The sequence below is a fragment of the Mesorhizobium sp. WSM4989 genome (assembly GCF_029625795.1).
Taxonomy (GTDB): Bacteria; Pseudomonadota; Alphaproteobacteria; order Rhizobiales; family Rhizobiaceae; genus Mesorhizobium.
The window spans coordinates 1,269,561-1,289,422 of the sequence record NZ_JARTVN010000001.1 but is presented as its reverse complement, the minus strand read 5'-3'; the positions used below and the strand labels follow the sequence as shown (position 1 = coordinate 1,289,422).

Sequence of the window (19,862 nt, the reverse complement as noted above, 5' to 3'; positions counted from 1 at the left end):
AGATGGCCGGTCTTGCCATGCGAACATTTCCCCTGTCGCCGGACGGCTCGGCCGCTGAAGCAGTTCTGCCAAATGGGCAACTGATAGTGACCGATCTGACGGCCCGATCGCGCTTCGGCATCAAAGGGCCCGGCAGTTCAGCCTGGCTCGAAGCGCAAGGTCTCGCCTTGCCGCCCGTCAATCGCATCGCTAGGCAGGGCGGCGTCAGGCTGCTGCGTCTAGGCAGCGAAGATTTCCTCGCGATTGACGATATCGCCGGTGGCGCCGTCGCAAAGCTCGTCGCTGCCTGGCAGGCCGAGAAAGGTTCGCGCGGCTATTGGTCCTGGCGCGAGGAAGGCTGGAGCTGGATGCGGCTTTCCGGCCAGTCGGCAGAAGCGGTGATGGCGAGGCTTTGCGCACTGGACCTCAGGCCTGGCCGTTTTGCCGATGACGAGATCGCGCAGACGCGCGTCGCGAATCTCGAAGCCGTGCTGGTGCGCAGCGAGGCAGGCTTCCACGTCTTCTTCGACATCGCCTCGACAGCATTCTTTATCAGAACAGTCGACGCGGCAGCGAAGCTCGCCGACGGCGACACGACGACCCGGGAGAACCATCGATGAACAGCGTGCAAGGCGTCATTGGCCCCATCCTGACGCCCTTCGACAAAGACGGCAGCGTCGCCCGCGATCTGTGGGTCAACCATGCGAAATGGGTGCTTGCTCAGGGCGCGCATTACCTTTCGCCGTTTGGGACGACCGGCGAGGCGCTGTCGCTGTCGCCGCGCGAACGCATGCAAGCCCTGGAGTGGCTGGCCGAGGCCGGCATCCCGGCGGATAAGATGATGCCCGGCACAGGCGTTACCGCGCTGCCCGAGACGCTCGAACTCAGCCGGCATGCCCTGGAACTCGGCTGCGCTGGCGTCATGGTGCTGCCCTCGTTCTTCTACACCGCGGCGGGCGATGACGGGCAGGCGCGCTACTATTCGGAACTGGTCGAGAAAGTCGCCAGCCCGAAGCTCAAGCTGATCCTCTATCACATCCCGCAGAATTCCGGGGTGCCGGTATCGCCGGTGCTGACGGCGCGGCTCAACGCGGCATTTCCCGAAACCGTTGTCGCCTACAAGGACAGTGCCGGGAACTGGGACAACACCGCCGCCGTGATCGCGGCGGCGCCCAACGTCTCCGTCTTCCCGAGTTCCGAGGGCCAGCTTACCCAAGGCCTGGCCGCCGGCGCGGCGGGCTGCATTTCCGCTTCCGTGAACCTCAACGCCAGGGCTATCCGCGCCGTCTATGACGGCGCGCGCACCGGCCGCGACGTCTCGGCCGCCGATGCCGCCATAAAGGAATTTCGAAAGGCGGTTCAGACCGCCGGGCTGATCGGCGGCATGAAAGCGGCACTTGCCGTGCGCTCCGGCGACCAGCGCTGGCTCAATCTGCGCGCGCCGCATGAGAACACCAGCCCGCAGGCAGGCAAGGCTTTGCTCGAGGCGCTGAGTTCTCTTGCCGATCACATTCCAGGTCCGAGGCGGGGCTGAAATGTCCGCGCGGCCGACAATCATCGTCAGCAGCGACGCGCCGGACGGGCCGATTGCGGTGCTGGCGGAAACCCATCCAGATATCAGGGTGCTTGGCTGCGACAGCTACGAGGCGCTTCCCGACCTGATTGCGGACACCGGCGCCGAGGTGGTGTTCACCATCAAATTCGACCGGGGATCGTACTATCCGCGCGCGGCGCTGGTCGAGAGCCCGACCGTGCGCTGGGTTTCGGTCGGCGGCTCCGGCACGGATCACCTGCGCCCCTGGGATCCGACAAGGGTGACGATAACCAATTCGGCCGGCGTCGCTGCCGACATGATGGCCGAATATGTCTTCGGCGCGATGCTTTCCTTCTCGCTCGGCCTGCGCGGCTTCGCACGCGAGCAGGCTGCCAGGAGGTGGACGGCCGGCAAGGTCGAGCCGATCCAGGGCAAGACGCTTCTGATCCTTGGGCTCGGCAAGACGGGGCAGGCGGTCGCCGTCCGGGCCAGGGCCTTCGGCATGACGACCCTGGGCGTGCGCGCCAGCCCGAAACCGACCTACCACATCGATGAGGTGCACGGCATGGCCGACCTGCCCAGCCTGTGGGGCCGTGCCGATTTCATCTTGTGCGCGGTGCCGCTGCTCGAAAGCACACGTGGCATGGTGGGCAGCGAAGCCTTCTCGGCGATGAAGCCTTCGGCGGTGCTGATCGACGTTTCCCGCGGCGGCGTCGTCGACGAGGCGGCGCTCCTTGCGGCGCTCGACGGTGGCCGGATCAAGGGCGCGGCGCTCGACGTCTTCGCCCTCGAGCCGCTGCCGCCGGCGCATCCGCTGTGGGGCTACGAGAACGTGATCGTCACGCCGCATTGCTCGTCCGTCTACGACGGCTGGGACGTGAAGTCGGCACGCATGTTTGCCGAGAATCTCGCCCGCTACCGGCGCGGCGAGCCTTTGGCGAATGTGGTGGATCCGGGACGCGGCTATTAAGGAGGACAGGCCGATGACAGCGCATGACAGGCGAAGCGGCGGACGGCGCACCAGAGCGGCCGGGCGCAGTGGCGGCGGCATTGCGCAACTGCCCTGGCAGCGCGTCACAAACCCCTACGCGCCGATGCAGATCCTCGACGAGGAGCAGATGGACAAGCTCCACCGGACCTCGATGCGTATTATGTCCGAACTCGGCATCCGCGTCATGGGCGAGAAGGTGCTGGGTATCTTCGAGGCCGCGGGCGCCATCGTTGATCGGGCCGAGAACACGGTGCGGATCGACGAGAGTATCGTCAGAGAAGCGCTTAGGAACGCGCCATCGTCCTTCTCGCTAAGCTCGCGCAATCCGGACAAGCAGATCCGCATCGGCGGCAATTCGCTGGTGTTCGGGCTGGTCGCCGGGCCGCCCAATGTGCATGACCGCATCAACGGCCGCCGGCAGGGCAATCTGGCTGACTATGAGAACTTCATCCGCCTCGCGCATCATTTCAACGCCATCCATATCATCGGCAACCAGGTGGTGGCGCCTATGGAGCTGCCGGCGAATTCGCGCCATCTCGACACCTATCGCGCCAATCTCACGCTGTCGGATCTGAGCTTCCATTGCTCGGCGATCGGCCGCGGCCGCGCCATGGATAGCATCGCCATGACGGCGATCGCACGCGGCACGACCATCGAGGCACTGCGCAATTCGCCGGGGGTCACGACGATTATTTCCGTCAACTCGCCGCGCCTGTTCGACGAGGCGATGGCCGAAGGCCTGATCGCCATGGCCGAGCACGGCCAGCCGGTGACGATCACGCCCTTCACCCTGATGGGCGCCATGACCCCGGTGACGCTGGCCGCGGCTCTTGCGCAGCAGAATGCCGAGGCCCTGTTCGGCGTGACGCTGACGCAGCTGGTCAATCCCGGCACGCCGGTGATGTATGGCGCCTTCACGTCCAATGTCGACATGCGTTCCGGCGCGCCTGCCTTCGGCACGCCGGAGAACGCCAAGGCCAACATCGTCGCCGGACAGCTGGCGCGGCGCTATAACCTTCCCTACCGCACCTCCAATGCCAATGCCTCCAATGTCGTCGACCTGCAGGCGGCCTATGAGACCGAGATGGCGACCTGGGGCGCGGTGCTCGGCGGCGCGAACCTGATCTATCACGCCGCCGGATGGCTGGAGGGCGGGCTGACAGCCTCCTACGAGAAGCTCGTCCTCGACGTCGAGATCCTGCAGAACATGATGGAGTTCCTGCGGCCGATGCCGTTCGAGGAGGACGACCTCGGCTTCGAGGCGATCAAGGCCGTGCCGACCGGCGGACATTTCTTCGGGTCGGAGCACACCATGGCGCGCTACGAGACCGCCTTCTACCGGCCGATGCTGTCCAATTGGCAAAATTACGGCAGCTGGCAGGAAGCGGGCGGCCACGATGCGCTGGAGCGGGCGACGCAGCTCTGGCAGCAGGCACTCAGCGACTACGAGGAACCGGTTATGGATCCAGCCATCCGCGAGGAGCTGGACGCCTATGTGGCGCGCCGCAAGGAGGAGATCGGCGCCGGCGAGCCCTAAGCGCCTGGAGTTCAACGAAAGAAAGGGGAAGCGCATGACAAGACAGCATTTGCTGGGCACAGTGTTAGCCCTCGCTCTTACCGCATCGGCACACGCCGCGAACGTCAAGGTGATCAATGACGACGCTTGGTTCGCCGAGGGCCCGATCTGGTACCAGGACAAGCTCTTCTACGTCGAATACGGCCGCGGCACTGTGGACGTTTGGGACGGCAAGAAGAACGCGATTTTCTGGAAGATGGATGGCTGCGGCCCTTCGGCCGTGCTGCCGACCGCGACGGGCGAATTCGTCGTCACCTGCTACGACAACAACACGATCGGCCGCATCTCGGCTGACGGCAAGACGCTGCCGGCCTACGACAAGGACACCGACGGCAAGCCGTTCAGCGGCCCCAATGATTTCGCGCCGGACAAGGAGGGCGGCATCTACTTCACCGGCTCCGGCAAGGGCGGTCCGCTGATCGACGCGTCGGCCTACTACATCGGCAAGAACGGCAGCGTGAAGAAGGTGGCTGGCGACCTGCACAATGCCAATGGGCTGGTCATGTCGAACGACGGCAAGATGCTCTACCTGGTCGAAACCGAGGACAACCGCATCATCGAGTTCGATGTCGGGGCCGATCACAGCTTGAGCAACCGTCGCGTCTTCCTTCGGCTCGACGATCTGTTCCCGAACCAGCCGCATGTCTGGCCGGACGGCATCAAGATGGACAAGGCTGGCGAGATGTATATCGGCCAGAGCCCGCGCTCCCTCGACGCGCCGGGCAAGATCATAGTGGTGGACAAGGACGCCAAGCTCTTGCGCACGCTTTCGGTGCCGTCGCCGTCCATGCCGAACTTCGCCTTCGGGCCCGATGAAAAGGAACTTTACGTGATGGCCCTCGACCAGATCGATGCAGCACCTTGGCACGGCAAGGTCTACGAAGTGCCGAATAAGTAGCTGCGATCGTCGTGATCGTCGGATAGGAAGGAGGCTGGCCGCTTTGCAGCCGGCCTTTGCTTTCGCGCGATGACCGCTCAGCCGGCCATCCAGCCGCCGTCCACCATCAGGTTGATCCCGGTGACGTATGTCGCAAGGTCGCTGGCCAGGAAAAGCGCCGCGCCGGCGACATCGTTCGGCTCGCCAAGCCGCGGCCATGGCGTGCGGCGGCGCGAATAGTCGAGCGCATCAGGGTCGTTGGCGATGCCCGGCTTGCCGGTGATGATCTTGCCGGGAGCTATCGCATTGCAGACGATCAGGTCCTCGGCGTGATCGACCGCGATCTGGCGCGTCATCTGCACGATCGCGCCCTTGCTGACCGAATAGGGGAAATCGCCCGGGCAGGCGACCATACCGTGCTGCGAGGCGATATTGATGATGCGCCCGCGTACGCCGTTGACCGGCTCCTGCCTGAGCATCTGCAGCACCGCCTGTTGCGAGCAGTAGAAGAAGCCGGTGACGTTGACGTCGATCACCTTCGCCCATTGCTCCGGCGTGGTCTGGAGCAGATTGGTCGAGGTATAGACCGCGGCGTTGTTGACTAGGATATCGAGCCGCCCGAACCGGTCCACCGCCTGCCGCATCATGGTTATGACGGCCTGCTGATCGGCGATGTCCGTGGAGATGAAGATCGCCTCACCGCCAGCCGCTTCGATCAGCCGGACCGTTGTTTCGCCGCCTTCGATAGCTTCCTCGCGCGTATCGGCGACCACCACCTTCGCGCCGTCCTGCGCGTAGCGTTGCGCGATGGCGCGGCCGATGCCGGAGCTCGCGCCGGTGACAATGGCAACCTTGCCGTCCAGAAGACCCATCTTGCCTGCCTCAGCTTTCCCACCGCACCACTTGGCCTTGTCCCGGGTTGACCAGCGCGCCGTCACGCGTGATTTCCTCGCCGCGCAGGAACACCTGCCGCAAGGTGGCTGAAACGCTCCAGCCGTCAAACGGCGTGTAGCCGGCCTTTGACTTCTGGTCGGCATCGCGGATGGCAAAGGTTCGCGTCGGGTCGATGATGAGGATGTCGGCATCGTGGCCGACGGCCAGCCTGCCCTTGCGCCGGCCAAGCCCGAACCGGTCGGCCGGATTGGCCGCGCACAGGCGCGCGATGTCGCGCAGCCCAATCAGGCCTTCGTCGACGAGCTTGAGCATGACGGACAGCAGCGTCTGCAGTCCGGGCATGCCGCCCGGGATGTCCGCGAAAGCCGGATAGTCGGCGGCCTTCTCAGCAGGGCTGTGTGGCGCGTGATCGGTGGCGATGATGTCGATCAGCCCGGCCGCTACAGCCTCGCGGAGGCGCTGCACATCTTGCCTCGGCCGGAACGGCGGTGATCCCTTCAGCCGCGCGCCTTGCTTTTCGTAGTCGTCCGCACAGAAGAACAGGTTCTGGGGTGTCGTCTCGACGCTGGCATCGGCAAGATCGCGCAGGCGCCGCCAGGTCTCGACGCCGAGCGAAGAGTTGATCTGGCGGACATGAACGCGCGCGTCGGTCTCGGCCGCCGCCAGCAGCGCCCGCGCGATGCCGTTGGCCTCGGCCAGTGGGGGCCGGCTTTCGCGGAACGCTGCGATGTCGCCAGAATGAACGCGCGCGGCGCTGCCCACCAGCAGCGATTGATCGCCGGGCGAGATGCCGACGATCGTCTTGAGCGCGCTCATCCGCTTCAGCGCGTGAAGAACGGTGTCCACCGTCGGAAAAAGAAACGGCTCTGGGACATCCGCCGTGAAAAGCTCGAACGACACCGGGGCAAGCGCCGCGAGCCTTTCGAGACCGTCCAGCCTCTCGCTGACAACAGCCTGGAAGCCGACATCGACGTTGAGCTTGCCTTCGGCCATCGACATCTTCTCGGCAAGCTGGTCTGCCGTCGCCGTCCAGGGCTCGTCGGTCGGCATGTCGAGCACCGTCGTCACGCCGCCGAGCGCAGCCGCATGCGTGCCCGACGAGAAGTCTTCCTTGTGGGTCAGTCCCGGTTCGCGCAGATGCGCGTGCGCATCGACGAGACCGGGCAGCAGCATACAGCCGCTTGCGTCGATCACCTTCCGCGCTTCGGCCGCGTCTCCTGGCTGGATCAGGGCCGCGATCCTGCCGGCGTTGATGGCAATGTCGCGGCGGGCTTCGCCATCTGCGTTGACGATCGTCGCGCCGCTGATGAGGGTTTTGAACATTCCGCTGTTCAGCCGGCACGCTTGCTGGCAAACGTCCGGTGATTGTCGAGCCAGTACCGCGCGATGCCTGCGCGCCGCATGAAGATCGCTCCCGGCGTCTTTTGCACGTGCTCGATCACCTCGCGCAGGCCGGACGCCCGGTTCGGCTGGCCCATCCAGCGCGCGTGCACGCAGATATTGAGCATCCGTCCGCCCGTCTCTTCTGCCTCCCACAGCATGTAATCGATGGCCGAGCGGCAATCCTCGGCAAAGTCGCGTGGATTGCTGTAACCCGGCGCGATGAGGAAGCGGCTGTCGTTGAGCGTCTTGGAATAGGGCACGACCAGGATTTTCTCCTCGCCATGGTCGACGAAATAGGGCAGCTCGTCGTTGCAGGGATCGGAGTGGTAGAGAAAGCCGCCCTCGCGCACCAGCAGATCGCGGGTGTTGACGCTTGGAAACGAGCGGCAGTTCCAGCCGAGCGGCCGCCGGCCAAGCATCCTCTCGTAAAGTGCGATCGCTTCGTGCAACTGCCGCTCCTCTTCCTCGCGCGGCATGCCGGGATAATCGGTCCAGCGCAGCCCGTGACCGAGCAGGTCGTGACCGCGCGCATTCATCCACTCGGCGACGGCGGGATTCTTCTCCAGCGCCACTGCGCAAGCCGACACCGTGATCGGCACATCGTAGCGGTCGAACAGCCGAGCCAACCGCCAGACCCCGGCCCGGCTGCCATATTCGAAATGCGTTTCGGTGCCGAGGTCGCGATGCGGTGAAAGGCCGGGGTTGTTGTACTCGCCCCAATTGTCGTTGCGGCCGTCATCCAGCCAGTTGTACTCCGACCCTTCCTCGTAGTTCAGCACCAGATTGATCGCGACTTTCGCGCCGTCCGGCCAGGTGACATAGGGCGGGTTCGGTCCATAGCCGACGAAGTCGCGCGGCTGGACCGGTTGTGAGGCAGCGCTTGTCATGGCAATCCCTCTCACTTCATCTCGTTGGCCGAAATCCAGTCCATATAGGCGTGGAACGCCTCCTTGCCCGGGCGCGGCCGCCATGCCGTATCACGCATGATCCGCGCGATGTCGTAGGCGCCCCACATGCCGCCTTTCAGCGACACGTCCTGTAGGATATTGGCGTCTTCTCCAGGCGTCACCTCAACCTTCAGCGCCGGAACACGCTCCTTTGCCCAGGCGATGATCTCGCCGATGGTCTGGCTGGAGCCGGAGCCGATATTGTAGTGGCGGTAATTGAGGCGCGGCGCATCGAGCAGCGCGAGGATCGCGGCAGCGACATCGGTCGAGGCAAGATAGTCGCCCACCGGCTCCAGACTGTTCGGCCGGATCGTTTCGCCGGCCAGGGCCATGTGCGCAACACGGTTGGGGACATGGCGGAAGTTGCGGCTCTCGGTCGCGCGATCCATCGGGCCGTAGACGGAAGCAAGCCGGACCGAAACCGCCGACAGGCCGAACAGGTCGGCATAGCGGTTGGTCACCATCTCGGAGGCGAATTTGGAGATGCCGTAAAGCGTCAACGGCGCGACGTAGCCGTCCTCCGGCAGCGGCTCGCCGCTCCAGTCGGGGCCATTGTGTCGATAGATGGCTCCCGAGCTGACATAGATGAAGCGCTTCACGTTGGCCCGCGCGCGTGCCCATTCGAGCATGCGCACTGTGCCCATGAGATTGACATCGACGATGCGAGCCGGGTCCTCGGCCTCCGGCTGGCGCTTGGCCTCCGAGGCGCTGCCGCGCGAAATCGGTGTGATCGTCGCGCCATGTACGATCGCGGTGATGTGCTCGTTGTCGAGTGCGGCGGACCACCCCGCCGGGTCGAGGATATCCGCGCTGATCACTTTGAGCCGGTCGCGCACCGGAGCGAAATGCCTTTCGGCCGCGGCGTCGAGGCCGGCGCGATCCAGGATGACGGCGCGCGCGGCAGGGTCGCGGTCCAGCCAGGCACGCGCCACCACGCTCATGACGAAGCCGGTGCCGCCTGTGACGAGAAGGGTCATGTCTTGGAGCCTCCTATGCTGGAAATTGATTCAACGCACCGCATAGCCGCCATCCACCAGGAGGTCCGTGCCGGTGACGAAGGAAGCGTCGGACGAAAGCAGAAAGGCGCAGGCGGCTGCGATCTCTTCGGGCTCGGCAATTCGTCCGAGCAGATGCGCAGGTCCTAGACCCTTGTCGGCCGCCTCCAGACTGGACCAGCGCTGCAGCAGGCGGGCGGTCGCGACCGCTCCGGGCGACAGGCTGTTCACCCGGATGTTCTGATCCGCATGGTCGATCGCCATCGCCTTCGCCAAATGCACAAGCCCCGCCTTCGCCGCGCAATAGGCCACCGCCTTGCCGACGGCGACGCGCGCGAATTGCGAGCCGATGAAGACGATCGACCCGCCGCCGCTCGATGCCATCAGCGGCACCGCGAATTTGGAGATCAGGAACGCGCCGGTCAGGCCGACGTCGAGTTCCAGCCGCCACTTGTCCACTGCAAGGTCGGCGACGGTGCCGTCGGTCGAGGGAGCCGCGGCGTTGTGGACCAGACCGTCCAGCCGGCCGAATGCTTGAGCTGTCGCGTCGACAGCATCTTGGACCGAGTCCGGATCGGTGACATCACAGTCGACAGCCAGAGCATTCGGCCCAAGGCTGGCGGCAAGCGCCTTCGTCGATGCTGTGTCCCGATCCGAGCAGGCGACACGGGCTCCCTCTTCGGCGCAGCGGCGCGCGATCGCCGCGCCGATGCCGCTCGCGGCGCCCGTGATCAGAACGAACTTGCCATCCAGACGGTGGGGAAGGGCGCTGTTCACGGCTCGCCTCCGCACGGCTGCGCAACCGCGACACCGACCGGGCGCCGCCGCAGATTGATGCAAGCCGCAACCGCCACCAGAATGCCGCCGGTGCCGAGCACGAACAGCATGGCCTGCGGCGCGGTACGCTCCATCAGTCCGGCGGCGAGACCCGGCGTCAGGATGTTGCCGACCGAATAGAGCAGAAGCAGCGTCCCCGAAGCGGCCACCATGTGCCGGCTGTGCATGCGCGAATTGGCGAAGGCGATGGCCACAGGATAGACCGTGAGAGCGGTTGCTCCATAGAGGAAGAACAGCAGGAAGAGCAGCGGCAGCGGTCCGCTGCCCAGCCAGGCGATCGACGCGCATAGCGACACGGAAAGCAGTCCCTGGACAAGCAGCATGATGCGCCTGTCGAACCGGTCGGACAGCCATCCTATAGGCGTCTGCGCCAGCATGCCGGCAACGCTGACGGTCGTCACCAGGCCGACAGTGGCGGCGGCGGACAGTCCGATCTTGGCGCCGTAGATCGGCGTCAGCACGAAAATGTTCATGTTGGTGATGCCTGCCTGGAAGATGCTGACCACCGTTACCGGAGCGAGACGCAGCAACTGGACGACGCCATAGCGTTCGTCCTGCGCCGGGATATCGGCCAGGGACGGCTCGGTTTGCTCGGCGGGCAGGGCAGGCCAAGGCCTGGAGACAAACCGTGCAAGCGCCGACAAGAGCACCGTCGCCGCGCTGACGGCGAACAAATGCGGCGAATGCGCGCCGACGATCTCCAGCAGCAGCTGTCCGAACAGCACCGCGACCGCCGTCGTCAGCATGTAGATGGAGAACAGCCTGCCGCGATTGTGCTGGTCGGCATAGAGGTTGATCCAGCTTTCGCAGACAACGAACATTGCCGCCATGGCAAGCCCGCCGAGCAGCCGGAGGCAAAGCCATGCCGGCATGAAATCGGTGAGCGCGAATCCCGAGGCGGCAAGGCTTGCAAGCACGGTGATGGCGAAGAAGGCGCGCTCATGGCCGACGCGCGACACCAGCGGACGCGCGACGAGGCAGCCGATGAGAAATCCGACCGGGTAAGCGGTCAGCACCAATTGCACTTCGGAGGGGTCGATTCCCGGCGCGCTCAATGCAAGCGAGACCGCGGTGGTCAGCATGGCGCTGCCGGTGCCGGCCAGGCAGATGCGCGCCATGATCGACAGGATGGCGCGCGACCGTTCGGCCTGACGCCAGAGGCGGCCCAGTGAAGCTGGCCTCGTCATGAACGGTCGCTCGCCTCGTCCGGATGCCTGGGACTCTCCAGCGCTTCCGCCGGAATGTGGCAGGCGATCTCGTGCGTGGCGGACATCCTGCGGATCGGTGGCGGTTCCCTGTCGCAGATCGAACCCAGCTTGCGATGGCAGCGGCTGGCAAAGCGGCAGCCGCGCGGGACATCGACGGGGCTCGGCGTGTCGCCGGTCAGCGTGATGCGGTTGCGCTCTGCCCCTTCCGGTTTGGTGCTGCGGATCGCCGAGATCAGCGCCTCGGTGTACGGATGGGTCGCACCGCCGAAGATCTCCTCGACGGTGCCTTTTTCCATCAGCTTGCCGAGATACATCACAACGACCTTGTCGGCGACGTGGCGCACCAGCGCCAGGTCATGGCTGATGAACAGCATCGTCGCATGCCGGGTCTTCTGGATGTCGAGCAGCAGCGTCACCACGGCCGCCTGCACGGAGACATCCAGCGCCGACACAGGCTCGTCGGCGACGATCAGCGACGGATCGGAGGCGAAGGCGCGGGCGATGGCGATGCGCTGCTTCTGCCCGCCGGACAACTGGCTCGGCCGGCGGGCGGCGAAGTCCGGCGAAAGCCGGACCATCTCCAGCAGCTCGCGCATGCGCTGGTCGATGGCCGCCTTGCCCTTGCGGATGCCGAACTTCTTCAGCGAGCGACGGATCGAGAAGCCGGCGCTGTGCGACGGATTGAGCGTCGAATCCGGATTCTGGAACACCATCTGGATCGATTGCAGCAGGGACTTCGGCCGCGCGCTCGCTTCGATCGCGGCGATGTTTTCGCCAGCCATGCGGATTTCGCCCGAAGTGGCGCGGTCGAGGCCGGTGACGACACGCGCCAGGGTCGACTTGCCGCAACCGGATTCGCCGACCAGCGCGACGATCTCGGCCTCGCCGGCCTCGAAGGATACGGCCTCATTGGCCTTCAGCGTCTTGTGGTGACCGAGGTGATAGAACTTGGTGATGTCGGAGAAAGTGATCGCGGCTGCCGGTGCCGCACTCTCGCCGGATAGCGGCGGAAGCTCCCGACGAGCCACCTTGAGTTCGGGCCAGCGCACGCAGCGCACAACATGCCGCTCGCCGACCGGTTCCAGCCTCATGCCGGGCCGGTCGCACAGGCCGGCGCGGAAACCGGCGCAGCGCGGACCAAACAGGCAGCCGCGCGGCCGCTCCGACGGGAGCGGGATATGGCCCGGAATGGCGGCAAGCGTGCGGCTGTGCTTGCCGTCCCCGATATCGGGAATGCATTCGATCAGCCCTTGCGTGTAGGGATGGCGTGGCCGGCCGAACAGCTCGCGCGTCTGCGCCTCCTCGACCAGCTCGCCGGAATACATGATGCCGACCCGGTCGCAGCTTTCGGCGATCAGACCGAGATTGTGCGAGATGAACAGCAGGCTGGTTCCATAGCGACGGCGCAGCTCGCCGATCAGATCGATCACCGCCGACTCCACCGTCACGTCGAGACCGGTGGTCGGCTCGTCGAGCAGGAGCAGCGACGGCCGCCCGAGCAGTGCCATGGCGATGACGACGCGCTGCTGCTGGCCCCCCGAGAGCTGGTGCGGATAGCGCTTCAGCATGTCGCCGGCATCGGGCAGGCGCACGTCCTTCAGCATGGCGGCCGCCATGTCGAGCGCCTCGACGCGACTTGCGCCGAGATGGAGCATCGGCACCTCGGCAAGCTGCGCGCCGATCGTCTTGACCGGATTGAGCGCGCTCATCGGGTCCTGGTAGACCATGGCGATGCGCCGTCCGCGTATGGCGCGCAACTTGTGCGCCGGTGCGTTGACCAGTTCCTCGCCTTCAAAGCGGATACTGCCGCCGGCGACCACGCCTGTCGCACCGAGATAGCCCATGATCGCCATCGCCGTGGTGCTCTTGCCGCAGCCGGATTCGCCGACCAGCCCGAAGCTTTCGCCGGGCTTCACCTCGAAAGACAGCTTCGGCACCGCAACGATCGTCTCGGCCTTCCCGCGAAACTCGATGCGCAGATCTCGGACAGCGAGGAGCGGCGTCTCGGACGCACGCTCGCCTTTCGTCGAAATCGGCTCGGCGACCATCGTCATGACTTCCAGGCCTCCCGCAGGCCGTCGGCCAAAAGATTGAAACCCAGAACCAGGCTGACGATGGCGATTGAGGGCAGCACCGACATCAAAGGCCAGACGTTGAGCACCGTCGTGCTTTCCTTGACCATGCCGCCCCAGTCCGGGTTGGGCGGCGGCAGGCCAAGGCCAAGGAAGCCGAGAATGCCGATGGTGATGATGGTGTAGCCGATGCGCAGACAGGCATCGACGATCAGCATGCCGCGGCAGTTGGGCAACAGCTCGACAAGCATGATGTATAAAGTACTTTCGGCGCGCAGCCTTGCGGCGGCGATGTATTCCTGCTCCTTCAGGCCGAGTACCAGCCCGCGCGTTATTCGCCCGATTCCTGGCGCCGAGGCGATCGTCGTGGCGATGACGATGTTGATTATCGATGGCCCGATATTGGCGATCAGGATGACGTAGAGGACCAGCACCGGGAAGGCGAGGATGATGTCGGAAAGGCGGCTGATCACGGCATCGATCCAGCCGCCGTAATAGCCGGCGATCATGCCGAGCGTGATGCCGACGATCATGGCGACCGCGACCGAAAGCGGCGCGACGACCAGCACGGTGCGAGCGCCGAAGATCAGGCGAGACAGCTCATCGCGGCCGAGAATGTCGACGCCGAGCCAATGCGCCGCCGATGGCGTCGGGTCGGCTAGCGCCATCACATCCTGCTCGGTCGGAGAATAGAGCGGCAGCACCGGTGCGAGGATCGCCGCAAGCACCCAGAAGCCGACCAGGAACAGCCCGACCAGTGCGGTAGGCGAGCGCAGGATGCGCGCCCATTTCAGGCGTGCCCTGCCCGTTGCCTTGACGGCTGTCGCCTCCATAGCTCTCTGCTCGACCAGTGCGCTCATCGCAATCTTATGCGTGGATCGAGCAGCATGTAACCGAGATCGCCGACGAATTGCGTCGTGACCGCGATGGCGACGGTGATCAGCGTGGCCGCCTCGATGGTCGCGATGTCGCCGAACAGGCTGGCATCGAGCAGCAGCCGACCGAAGCCGGGATAGGCGAAAACGAGCTCGGTCACCACCACGCCGCTGATCAGGAAGTTGATCTGCAGGAGCAGCACCGTGAACGGGGCGATCATCGCGTTTCGCAGGGCATGGCCGATGACGACCTGGCGTGTGCTCATTCCCTTCAGTACCGCGGTGCGGATGAAGGGCTTTTCCATCACCCCGATCATGGACACGCGGATCATGCGCGCGACATAGCCGAAATCATAGATGACGAGCACCGCCACCGGCAGCACGAGCTGCGAGGGAACGGACCAGCCGCCCTCTGTATCGAGCGGGCTGGTGCCCGGCAGCACCGGCCAGAGAATGACGAATAGGGTGACCAGAAACACGCCCGACGCGAATTCCGGGATCGAGGTGAAGGTTATGCAGATCACCGACAGGAGCCGGTCGAGCACGCCGCCTTCCTTCAGGCCGGACAGGATGCCGAAGACGATCGACAGCGGCACGATCAGCAGAAAGGCCAGCCCGGCCAGGATCGCCGTATTGCCGAGCCGGTTCCAGATGACGTCGTTGACGGGCAGCTTGTTCAGCGTCGAATAGCCGAAATTGCCGAAATACTGCGCGCCGCGCGGATCCTTGAAATTGAGCCCGGTGCTCGGGTCCTGGAGCGGATCCGGAATGATGCCGAGCAGCACGCCCGCCCAGCGCCCGTAGCGCACCAGCAGCGGATCGTCGGCCCTCAGCTTCTTGGTCAGGAAATCGACCTGCTCTTGCGTCGCGAACGGCCCGAGCGATTTGCGCGCGACGCTGCCCGGGGTGAACTCGCAGACGGCGAATACCAGAAAGGAGGCCGCGACCATGGTGAGCAGCATCATCGCCAGCCGTTTCGCCACGAATATTGCCATCAGCCGGACGTTTCCGTTCTGGGTGCGAGTGGAAAGGAACGCCCGGCCGTTCTGTCGCCGGCCGGGCGCAGCGTGGTCTAGGCGGAGGCGACCGCATAATCCTTGGCGAAGATGTACTGTGATGGATGCAGTTCGAAGCCCTGCACCTTCTTGTCCATGACGGTCGAGAAGATGCGCCAGAACGGCTGCACGATCGGGCCCTCGTCCTGCATGATCAGCTCGATCTTCTCCATCACCTTGCTGCGCTCCTTCGGGTCGAGAATGCCCTCGGCCTGGGTGAGCAGCTTGTCGAATTCGGCGTTCGAGAAATGCGATTCATTCCAGGCGGCATTGGAGCGGTAGGCGAGGCCGAGCGTCATGATGGCGAGCGGGCGGTGGCCCCAGGCGGTCAGGCTGAAGGGCGCGCTGGTCCACACTTCCCAGTACTGCGCGCTCGGCAGCGACTTGATGTTGGCCTTGATGCCGATGTCCTTCAGCTGTTCGGCCATCGCCTGTGTCGTGTTGAGCTCCCAGATCGGGTCGGGCCGCGTCACCAAATCCACTTCGAAACCGTCGGCATGGCCGGCGTCGGCCATCAGCTTCTTCGCCTTCTCGACGTCGCGCGGCCATTTGGGCAGCGCGGCATATTCGGGGTGCGACGGCGCCACATGGTGGTCCTCGGCCGGCGTGCCGGCGCCGAGCAGGACGGTCTGGATGATCTTGTCGCGGTCGAGCGCATGGCGCATGGCCTGGCGCACGCGCTTGTCCTTGAACTGCTCGACATCGGGATGCATGCGCATGACGATGGTCTGCGTCGTCTCGACCTTGTGGACCGAGACATGAGGGAAGGCCTTCATCGAATTGATCTGCACCGCGTCGGCTTCCGACAGGCCATCGACCTGCTTGGACGCCATCGCCGCGATGCCGGCGCCGGGATTGTCGCCGAGGTCGACGAATTCAAACGTGTCGAGATGCGCAGCACCGCCCCAATAATTGGCCCGCGCCTTGTACTTCGCGCCCTTGCCGACCGTGTATTCGACCATCTCGAAGGGACCGGTGCCGTTGGCGCTCGGGCCGAAGGCGCCGTTGTCCTTCGGATCGAGGATGAACATCGGATAGTGGAAGAGATGTTCGGCGACCGCGATCTGCGGCGAGAACAGGTTCAGCCGCACCGTGCTGTCGTCGACCTTCTCGATCGCCTTGTCGGACCAGAGCCGGCTCGACTTCTTCGGATTGCCATTGTCGTCCTTTTCGCCGGTATCGTACTCCTCGACGAGATAGCCGGTGAACAGGCCGAGCACCGAGGAGCCGACTTTGGGATCGCTGACACGCTTCAGGTTCCAGACCACGTCGTCGGCATTAAGCGCCCTGCCGTCACGCCATTTCACATCCTTGCGGATGTGCAGCGTCCAGGTCTTCAGGTCATCGCTGACGTCCCACTTCTCCAAGAGATAGGGGTGAGTGATGTTGTTGCGGTCGGTAAAGGTCAAATATTCGCAGACCTGGCGGATGACGTTGGATTTTTCGGCGAAGTCGGCCAGATGCGGATCCTTGATCTCCATGCAGCGCATGCCGATGCGCAAATTGCCGCCTTTCGGCAGGTCGCCGGCACGCGCTTGCGTCGCCGGGTCGATGATGCCGGCCATGGCATAGGCCGCGCCGGCCGAAAGCCCGAGCAGCGTCGACTTGCGCAAGAAGTCCCTGCGGCTGATCTCGCCCTCGTTAAGCTGATCGAGCAGTGTCGGAATATAGGGATGCGATGTCTTGTCCAAGGTCTTAACCTCCGAGTTGTCGCGATGCGCGTGCCGGACAGGGCGCTTCGGCGCTGTCTTTTCGACTGGTGCGGAACCGGTTTTGAAGGCCGCGGCGCGACCGCGCCGCCGGACCGTCAAGACGCATGGACGACGAGAGGCATGCCGGTCTGACCGGTCTGTATCCGCGCTCGGAATGCAGGTCCATGGCGGGTGGCTCCCATTGGTGGCGCCGCTGGTCGCGGCTGCTCAATTCCCCGCCAAAAGCTACACCCGGCCTCTATGCCTACAAACGAAGATTGATGTGGCTATGACCTCGTTTTTTTTGCTCTTAACTGCCCCGAAAAGCAGCAGCCAGCCCCAATAGCAGGCTTTACAGTCGTTTCCCGAGCTTTCTACATTGCCGGCGTTCGAAAAAGTGGGGTCATGTTGTCGGCACAAGAGCCAGCACGGACCCCTGTTGTTATCCGGCCCGTCGCCCGGCCGTCCGGCTCCGGCACACAGCCACAAGGAACACGTAAATGCGGACTCATGCCCAGGCTGTTGTGATCGGCGGCGGCCTGATCGGATGCTCGATCCTCTATCATCTGACCAAGCACGGCTGGAGCGATGTCGTGCTGTTCGAGCGCGACGAGCTCACCTCGGGCTCGACCTGGCATGCTGCGGCCAACATTCACGGCTTGCACGACTCGACCAATATCAGCCGCCTGCAGCATTACACCATGGCGCTCTACAAGGAGCTGGAGAAGGAGACTGGTCAGGGCTGCGGCATCTTCCAGCCGGGATCGCTTTATCTCGCCCAGACCGAGGCGCGTGAACATCAGCTCCGGCTGCAGGAAGCCAAAGCGCGCCGCTACAAGATGAACTTCTACGAGGTCGACCGCGCGGAGGCCGAGCGGCTGCACCCGCTCGTCGACTTCGACGGCATACGCTGCATCATGTACGAACCCGAAGGCGGCAATGTCGATCCTTCGGGCGTGACGGCCGCCTACGCGGCCGGCGCGCGCCAGCGTGGCGCCGAAATCCACCGCTTCACCGCGGTGACCGGAACGGAGCAGCAGCCGGACGGCAGCTGGATCGTGCGCACCACCAAGGGCGACGTCCGCACGCAATGGGTGGTGAACGCCGCCGGACTGTGGGCGCGTGAGGTCGGCGCGATGGCCGGGTTGGCGCTGCCCCTCATACCGACCGAGCACCAGTATTTCGTCACCGAGACCATCCCAGAGATCGCCTCGATGGGCCGGCGTCTGCCTTCGGTCGCCGACCGCGATGGCGAATATTACCTGCGTCAGGAGGGCCTCGGCCTGCTGATCGGTGCCTATGAGCGGGCGATGAAATTCTGGGCCGAGGACGGGACGCCGCAGGATTTCGGCCACGAGCTGTTCCCGGACGATCTGGAACGCATCGAGGAGAACATGATGCGCGCGATCGCCCGCGTGCCGGCGGTCGGCGCTGCCGGCGTCAAGAGGGTGATCAACGGACCGATGATCTGGTCGCCGGACAGCGCCGCGCTGTTCGGCCCGGTGCCGGAGCTGCGCAACTATTTCTGCTGCGCCGGCATCATTCCGGGCTTTTCGCAATCCGGCGGCCTCGGGCGTCTGGCGGCCGAGTGGATGATCGAGGGCGAGCCGACGCTCGACATGTTCGGCTGGGATCTCGCCCGCTTCGGCCACTGGGCGGGCAAGGCATTCGTCAAGGCGCGCGTGCAGGACCAGTACAGCCATCGCTTCAAGATCCATTTCCCAAACGAGGAGCGCGCCGCTGGACGGCCGGTGCGCACACGGCCGGCCTATTCCATGCAGAAGGAAAACGGCGCGGTGTTCGGCCTGAACTTCGGCTGGGAGCATCCGCTGTGGTTCTCGATCGACGGTGAGCCGCGCGAGGAGACGATCGGCTTCACCAGGCAGAACTGGTGGCACCCCGTCGGCCGCGAGGCGCGCATGTTGCGCGACCATGTCGGCATCATCGACATCTCCAACTTCGCCAAATACGAGGTGAAGGGGCCGGGCGCCGAGGCCTGGCTGAACGCGCTTTTCGCCAACAAGATTCCCTCGCGGGTCGGACGATCCTGCCTGACGCCGCTGATCGGCAAGCGCGGCGGCATCGCCGGCGACTTCACCGTCACCAAGCTGGCGGAGGACGAGTATCGCGTCTTCGGCTCCGGCATGGCCGAGCGCTATCATCAGCGTTTCTTCAAGATGCTGCCCTTGCCGGAGGGCACGACGTTCCGTTCGCTCACCGAGAACATGTGCGGCTTCAACGTCGCCGGGCCGAAGTCGCGCGCGGTGCTGCAGCGCTTGACCAATGACGATTTGACGACGGCGTCGTTCCCCTTCATGGCCTCGCGCCGCATCACCGTTGCCGGCCTCGATGTCATTGCGCTGCGCGTCTCCTTCACCGGCGATCTCGGCTGGGAGCTCTATTGCGAGGAGAAGGACCAGACCGCTCTTTACAACGCCCTGCTCGACGCGGCGCGTCAGGAAGGCGGCGGGCCGGTCGGCTCGCGCGCGCTGATGTCGCTAAGGGTGGAGAAGGGCTATGGCAGCTGGGGCCGCGAATACTCGCCCGAATACTGGCCGCAGGAAGTGAAGTTCGACCGCCTGATCAAGATGGATAAGGGCGACTTCCTCAACCGCGACGCCTACGCCGCGCTGGCATCGAAGCCGGCCCGCGACGAGCTGATCATGATCTCGATCGAGGCGAAGGATGCCGACGCCACGGGCGGCGAGCCGATCTTCCTTCCCGATGGCACGCCGGTCGGCCAGGTCACGTCTGGCGCCTACGGCTATCATGTCGGCATGTCGCTGGCGCTCGGCTATGTGAAGGCGGGCTCGGTGAAATCCGGCGATGCCGTCACCGTCGCGATCCTCGGCCGGCCGCACAAGGCCGTGTTGCTCGAGAGGCCGCCCTTCGATCCCGATGGCAAGCGGCTGAGGGCCTGACCGGTGCTTGCCTGCCCGGTGACCCGC

The 19,862-nt window shown here is 64.8% G+C and carries 16 protein-coding genes; 6 read left to right on the top strand and 10 right to left on the bottom strand.

Going from position 1 to position 19,862, the window contains the following annotated elements:
* Positions 1 to 2 precede the first annotated feature (2 nt).
* Genes P9217_RS06335 through P9217_RS06315 form a run of 5 tightly spaced genes read left to right on the top strand, consistent with a single transcriptional unit; the run spans position 3 to position 4,978 of the window.
* On the top strand, positions 3 to 599 hold the full coding sequence (locus tag P9217_RS06335; protein ID WP_067327493.1) for a hypothetical protein: 597 nt from the start codon (positions 3 to 5) through the stop codon (positions 597 to 599).
* On the top strand, positions 596 to 1,513 hold the full coding sequence (locus P9217_RS06330; protein WP_278086391.1) for a dihydrodipicolinate synthase family protein: 918 nt from the start codon (positions 596 to 598) through the stop codon (positions 1,511 to 1,513). Before P9217_RS06335 ends, P9217_RS06330 begins: the two co-directional genes overlap by 4 nt.
* 1 nt (position 1,514) lies before the next feature.
* Positions 1,515 to 2,483, top strand: coding sequence for a D-2-hydroxyacid dehydrogenase (locus P9217_RS06325; protein ID WP_278086392.1), 969 nt, complete (start codon positions 1,515 to 1,517; stop codon positions 2,481 to 2,483).
* Positions 2,484 to 2,496: 13 nt separating this feature from the next.
* Positions 2,497 to 4,041, top strand: coding sequence for a trimethylamine methyltransferase family protein (locus P9217_RS06320; protein WP_095825743.1), 1,545 nt, complete (start codon positions 2,497 to 2,499; stop codon positions 4,039 to 4,041).
* A gap of 34 nt (positions 4,042 to 4,075) precedes the next feature.
* A complete protein-coding gene (locus P9217_RS06315) occupies positions 4,076 to 4,978 on the top strand; it encodes an SMP-30/gluconolactonase/LRE family protein (protein WP_278086393.1) in 903 nt (300 codons plus the stop codon).
* A 77-nt stretch (positions 4,979 to 5,055) separates the two neighbouring features.
* Here P9217_RS06315 and P9217_RS06310 read toward each other — a convergent pair whose 3' ends face one another.
* The 10 genes from P9217_RS06310 to P9217_RS06265 form a co-directional block, all read right to left on the bottom strand.
* Positions 5,056 to 5,829, bottom strand: coding sequence for a glucose 1-dehydrogenase (locus P9217_RS06310; protein ID WP_067327509.1), 774 nt, complete (start codon positions 5,827 to 5,829; stop codon positions 5,056 to 5,058).
* Positions 5,830 to 5,839: 10 nt separating this feature from the next.
* A complete protein-coding gene (locus tag P9217_RS06305; protein ID WP_278086394.1) occupies positions 5,840 to 7,174 on the bottom strand; it encodes a dihydroorotase family protein in 1,335 nt (444 codons plus the stop codon).
* An 8-nt stretch (positions 7,175 to 7,182) separates the two neighbouring features.
* Positions 7,183 to 8,121 carry a polysaccharide deacetylase family protein gene (locus tag P9217_RS06300; protein ID WP_278086395.1) on the bottom strand — a complete coding sequence of 313 codons (939 nt, stop codon included), beginning with the start codon at positions 8,119 to 8,121 and terminating at the stop codon, positions 7,183 to 7,185.
* 11 nt (positions 8,122 to 8,132) lie between these two features.
* A complete protein-coding gene (locus tag P9217_RS06295) occupies positions 8,133 to 9,158 on the bottom strand; it encodes an NAD(P)-dependent oxidoreductase (protein WP_127241808.1) in 1,026 nt (341 codons plus the stop codon).
* A 30-nt stretch (positions 9,159 to 9,188) separates the two neighbouring features.
* A complete protein-coding gene (locus P9217_RS06290) occupies positions 9,189 to 9,953 on the bottom strand; it encodes an SDR family oxidoreductase (protein WP_127241809.1) in 765 nt (254 codons plus the stop codon).
* Entirely contained in the window at positions 9,950 to 11,200 is a 1,251-nt protein-coding gene (locus tag P9217_RS06285) for an MFS transporter (protein ID WP_278086396.1), read from the bottom strand. Before P9217_RS06285 ends, P9217_RS06290 begins: the two co-directional genes overlap by 4 nt.
* Positions 11,197 to 13,275, bottom strand: a complete 2,079-nt coding sequence (locus P9217_RS06280; RefSeq protein ID WP_278086397.1) for an ABC transporter ATP-binding protein — start codon at positions 13,273 to 13,275, stop codon at positions 11,197 to 11,199. Before P9217_RS06280 ends, P9217_RS06285 begins: the two co-directional genes overlap by 4 nt.
* A complete protein-coding gene (locus P9217_RS06275) occupies positions 13,272 to 14,153 on the bottom strand; it encodes an ABC transporter permease (RefSeq protein WP_245460512.1) in 882 nt (293 codons plus the stop codon). The genes P9217_RS06280 and P9217_RS06275 overlap by 4 nt, the downstream gene beginning before the upstream one ends.
* Positions 14,150 to 15,163, bottom strand: coding sequence for an ABC transporter permease (locus P9217_RS06270; protein WP_066989127.1), 1,014 nt, complete (start codon positions 15,161 to 15,163; stop codon positions 14,150 to 14,152). The genes P9217_RS06275 and P9217_RS06270 overlap by 4 nt, the downstream gene beginning before the upstream one ends.
* A 77-nt stretch (positions 15,164 to 15,240) precedes the next feature.
* Positions 15,241 to 16,914 (bottom strand): ABC transporter substrate-binding protein, encoded by a 1,674-nt coding sequence (locus P9217_RS06265; protein ID WP_278086398.1) that lies wholly within the window; start codon positions 16,912 to 16,914, stop codon positions 15,241 to 15,243.
* Positions 16,915 to 17,414: 500 nt separating this feature from the next.
* Between P9217_RS06265 and P9217_RS06260 the strand changes: the two genes are divergently transcribed.
* The gene (locus tag P9217_RS06260) at positions 17,415 to 19,835 is read left to right on the top strand and encodes an FAD-dependent oxidoreductase (protein ID WP_278086399.1); all 2,421 of its coding nucleotides are present in this window, start codon (positions 17,415 to 17,417) and stop codon (positions 19,833 to 19,835) included.
* Positions 19,836 to 19,862 lie beyond the last annotated feature (27 nt).

What these genes read in the sequence shown, in the direction of transcription:
- P9217_RS06335 (WP_067327493.1), top strand. Translation starts at nt 3, where the DNA reads ATGGCCGGTCTTGCCATGCGAACATTTCCCCTGTCGCCGGACGGCTCG.
- P9217_RS06330 (WP_278086391.1), top strand. Translation starts at nt 596, where the DNA reads ATGAACAGCGTGCAAGGCGTCATTGGCCCCATCCTGACGCCCTTCGAC.
- P9217_RS06325 (WP_278086392.1), top strand. Translation starts at nt 1,515, where the DNA reads ATGTCCGCGCGGCCGACAATCATCGTCAGCAGCGACGCGCCGGACGGG.
- P9217_RS06320 (WP_095825743.1), top strand. Translation starts at nt 2,497, where the DNA reads ATGACAGCGCATGACAGGCGAAGCGGCGGACGGCGCACCAGAGCGGCC.
- P9217_RS06315 (WP_278086393.1), top strand. Translation starts at nt 4,076, where the DNA reads ATGACAAGACAGCATTTGCTGGGCACAGTGTTAGCCCTCGCTCTTACC.
- P9217_RS06310 (WP_067327509.1), bottom strand. Translation starts at nt 5,829, where the DNA reads ATGGGTCTTCTGGACGGCAAGGTTGCCATTGTCACCGGCGCGAGCTCC.
- P9217_RS06305 (WP_278086394.1), bottom strand. Translation starts at nt 7,174, where the DNA reads ATGTTCAAAACCCTCATCAGCGGCGCGACGATCGTCAACGCAGATGGC.
- P9217_RS06300 (WP_278086395.1), bottom strand. Translation starts at nt 8,121, where the DNA reads ATGACAAGCGCTGCCTCACAACCGGTCCAGCCGCGCGACTTCGTCGGC.
- P9217_RS06295 (WP_127241808.1), bottom strand. Translation starts at nt 9,158, where the DNA reads ATGACCCTTCTCGTCACAGGCGGCACCGGCTTCGTCATGAGCGTGGTG.
- P9217_RS06285 (WP_278086396.1), bottom strand. Translation starts at nt 11,200, where the DNA reads ATGACGAGGCCAGCTTCACTGGGCCGCCTCTGGCGTCAGGCCGAACGG.
- P9217_RS06280 (WP_278086397.1), bottom strand. Translation starts at nt 13,275, where the DNA reads ATGACGATGGTCGCCGAGCCGATTTCGACGAAAGGCGAGCGTGCGTCC.
- P9217_RS06275 (WP_245460512.1), bottom strand. Translation starts at nt 14,153, where the DNA reads ATGAGCGCACTGGTCGAGCAGAGAGCTATGGAGGCGACAGCCGTCAAG.
- P9217_RS06270 (WP_066989127.1), bottom strand. Translation starts at nt 15,163, where the DNA reads ATGGCAATATTCGTGGCGAAACGGCTGGCGATGATGCTGCTCACCATG.
- P9217_RS06260 (WP_278086399.1), top strand. Translation starts at nt 17,415, where the DNA reads ATGCGGACTCATGCCCAGGCTGTTGTGATCGGCGGCGGCCTGATCGGA.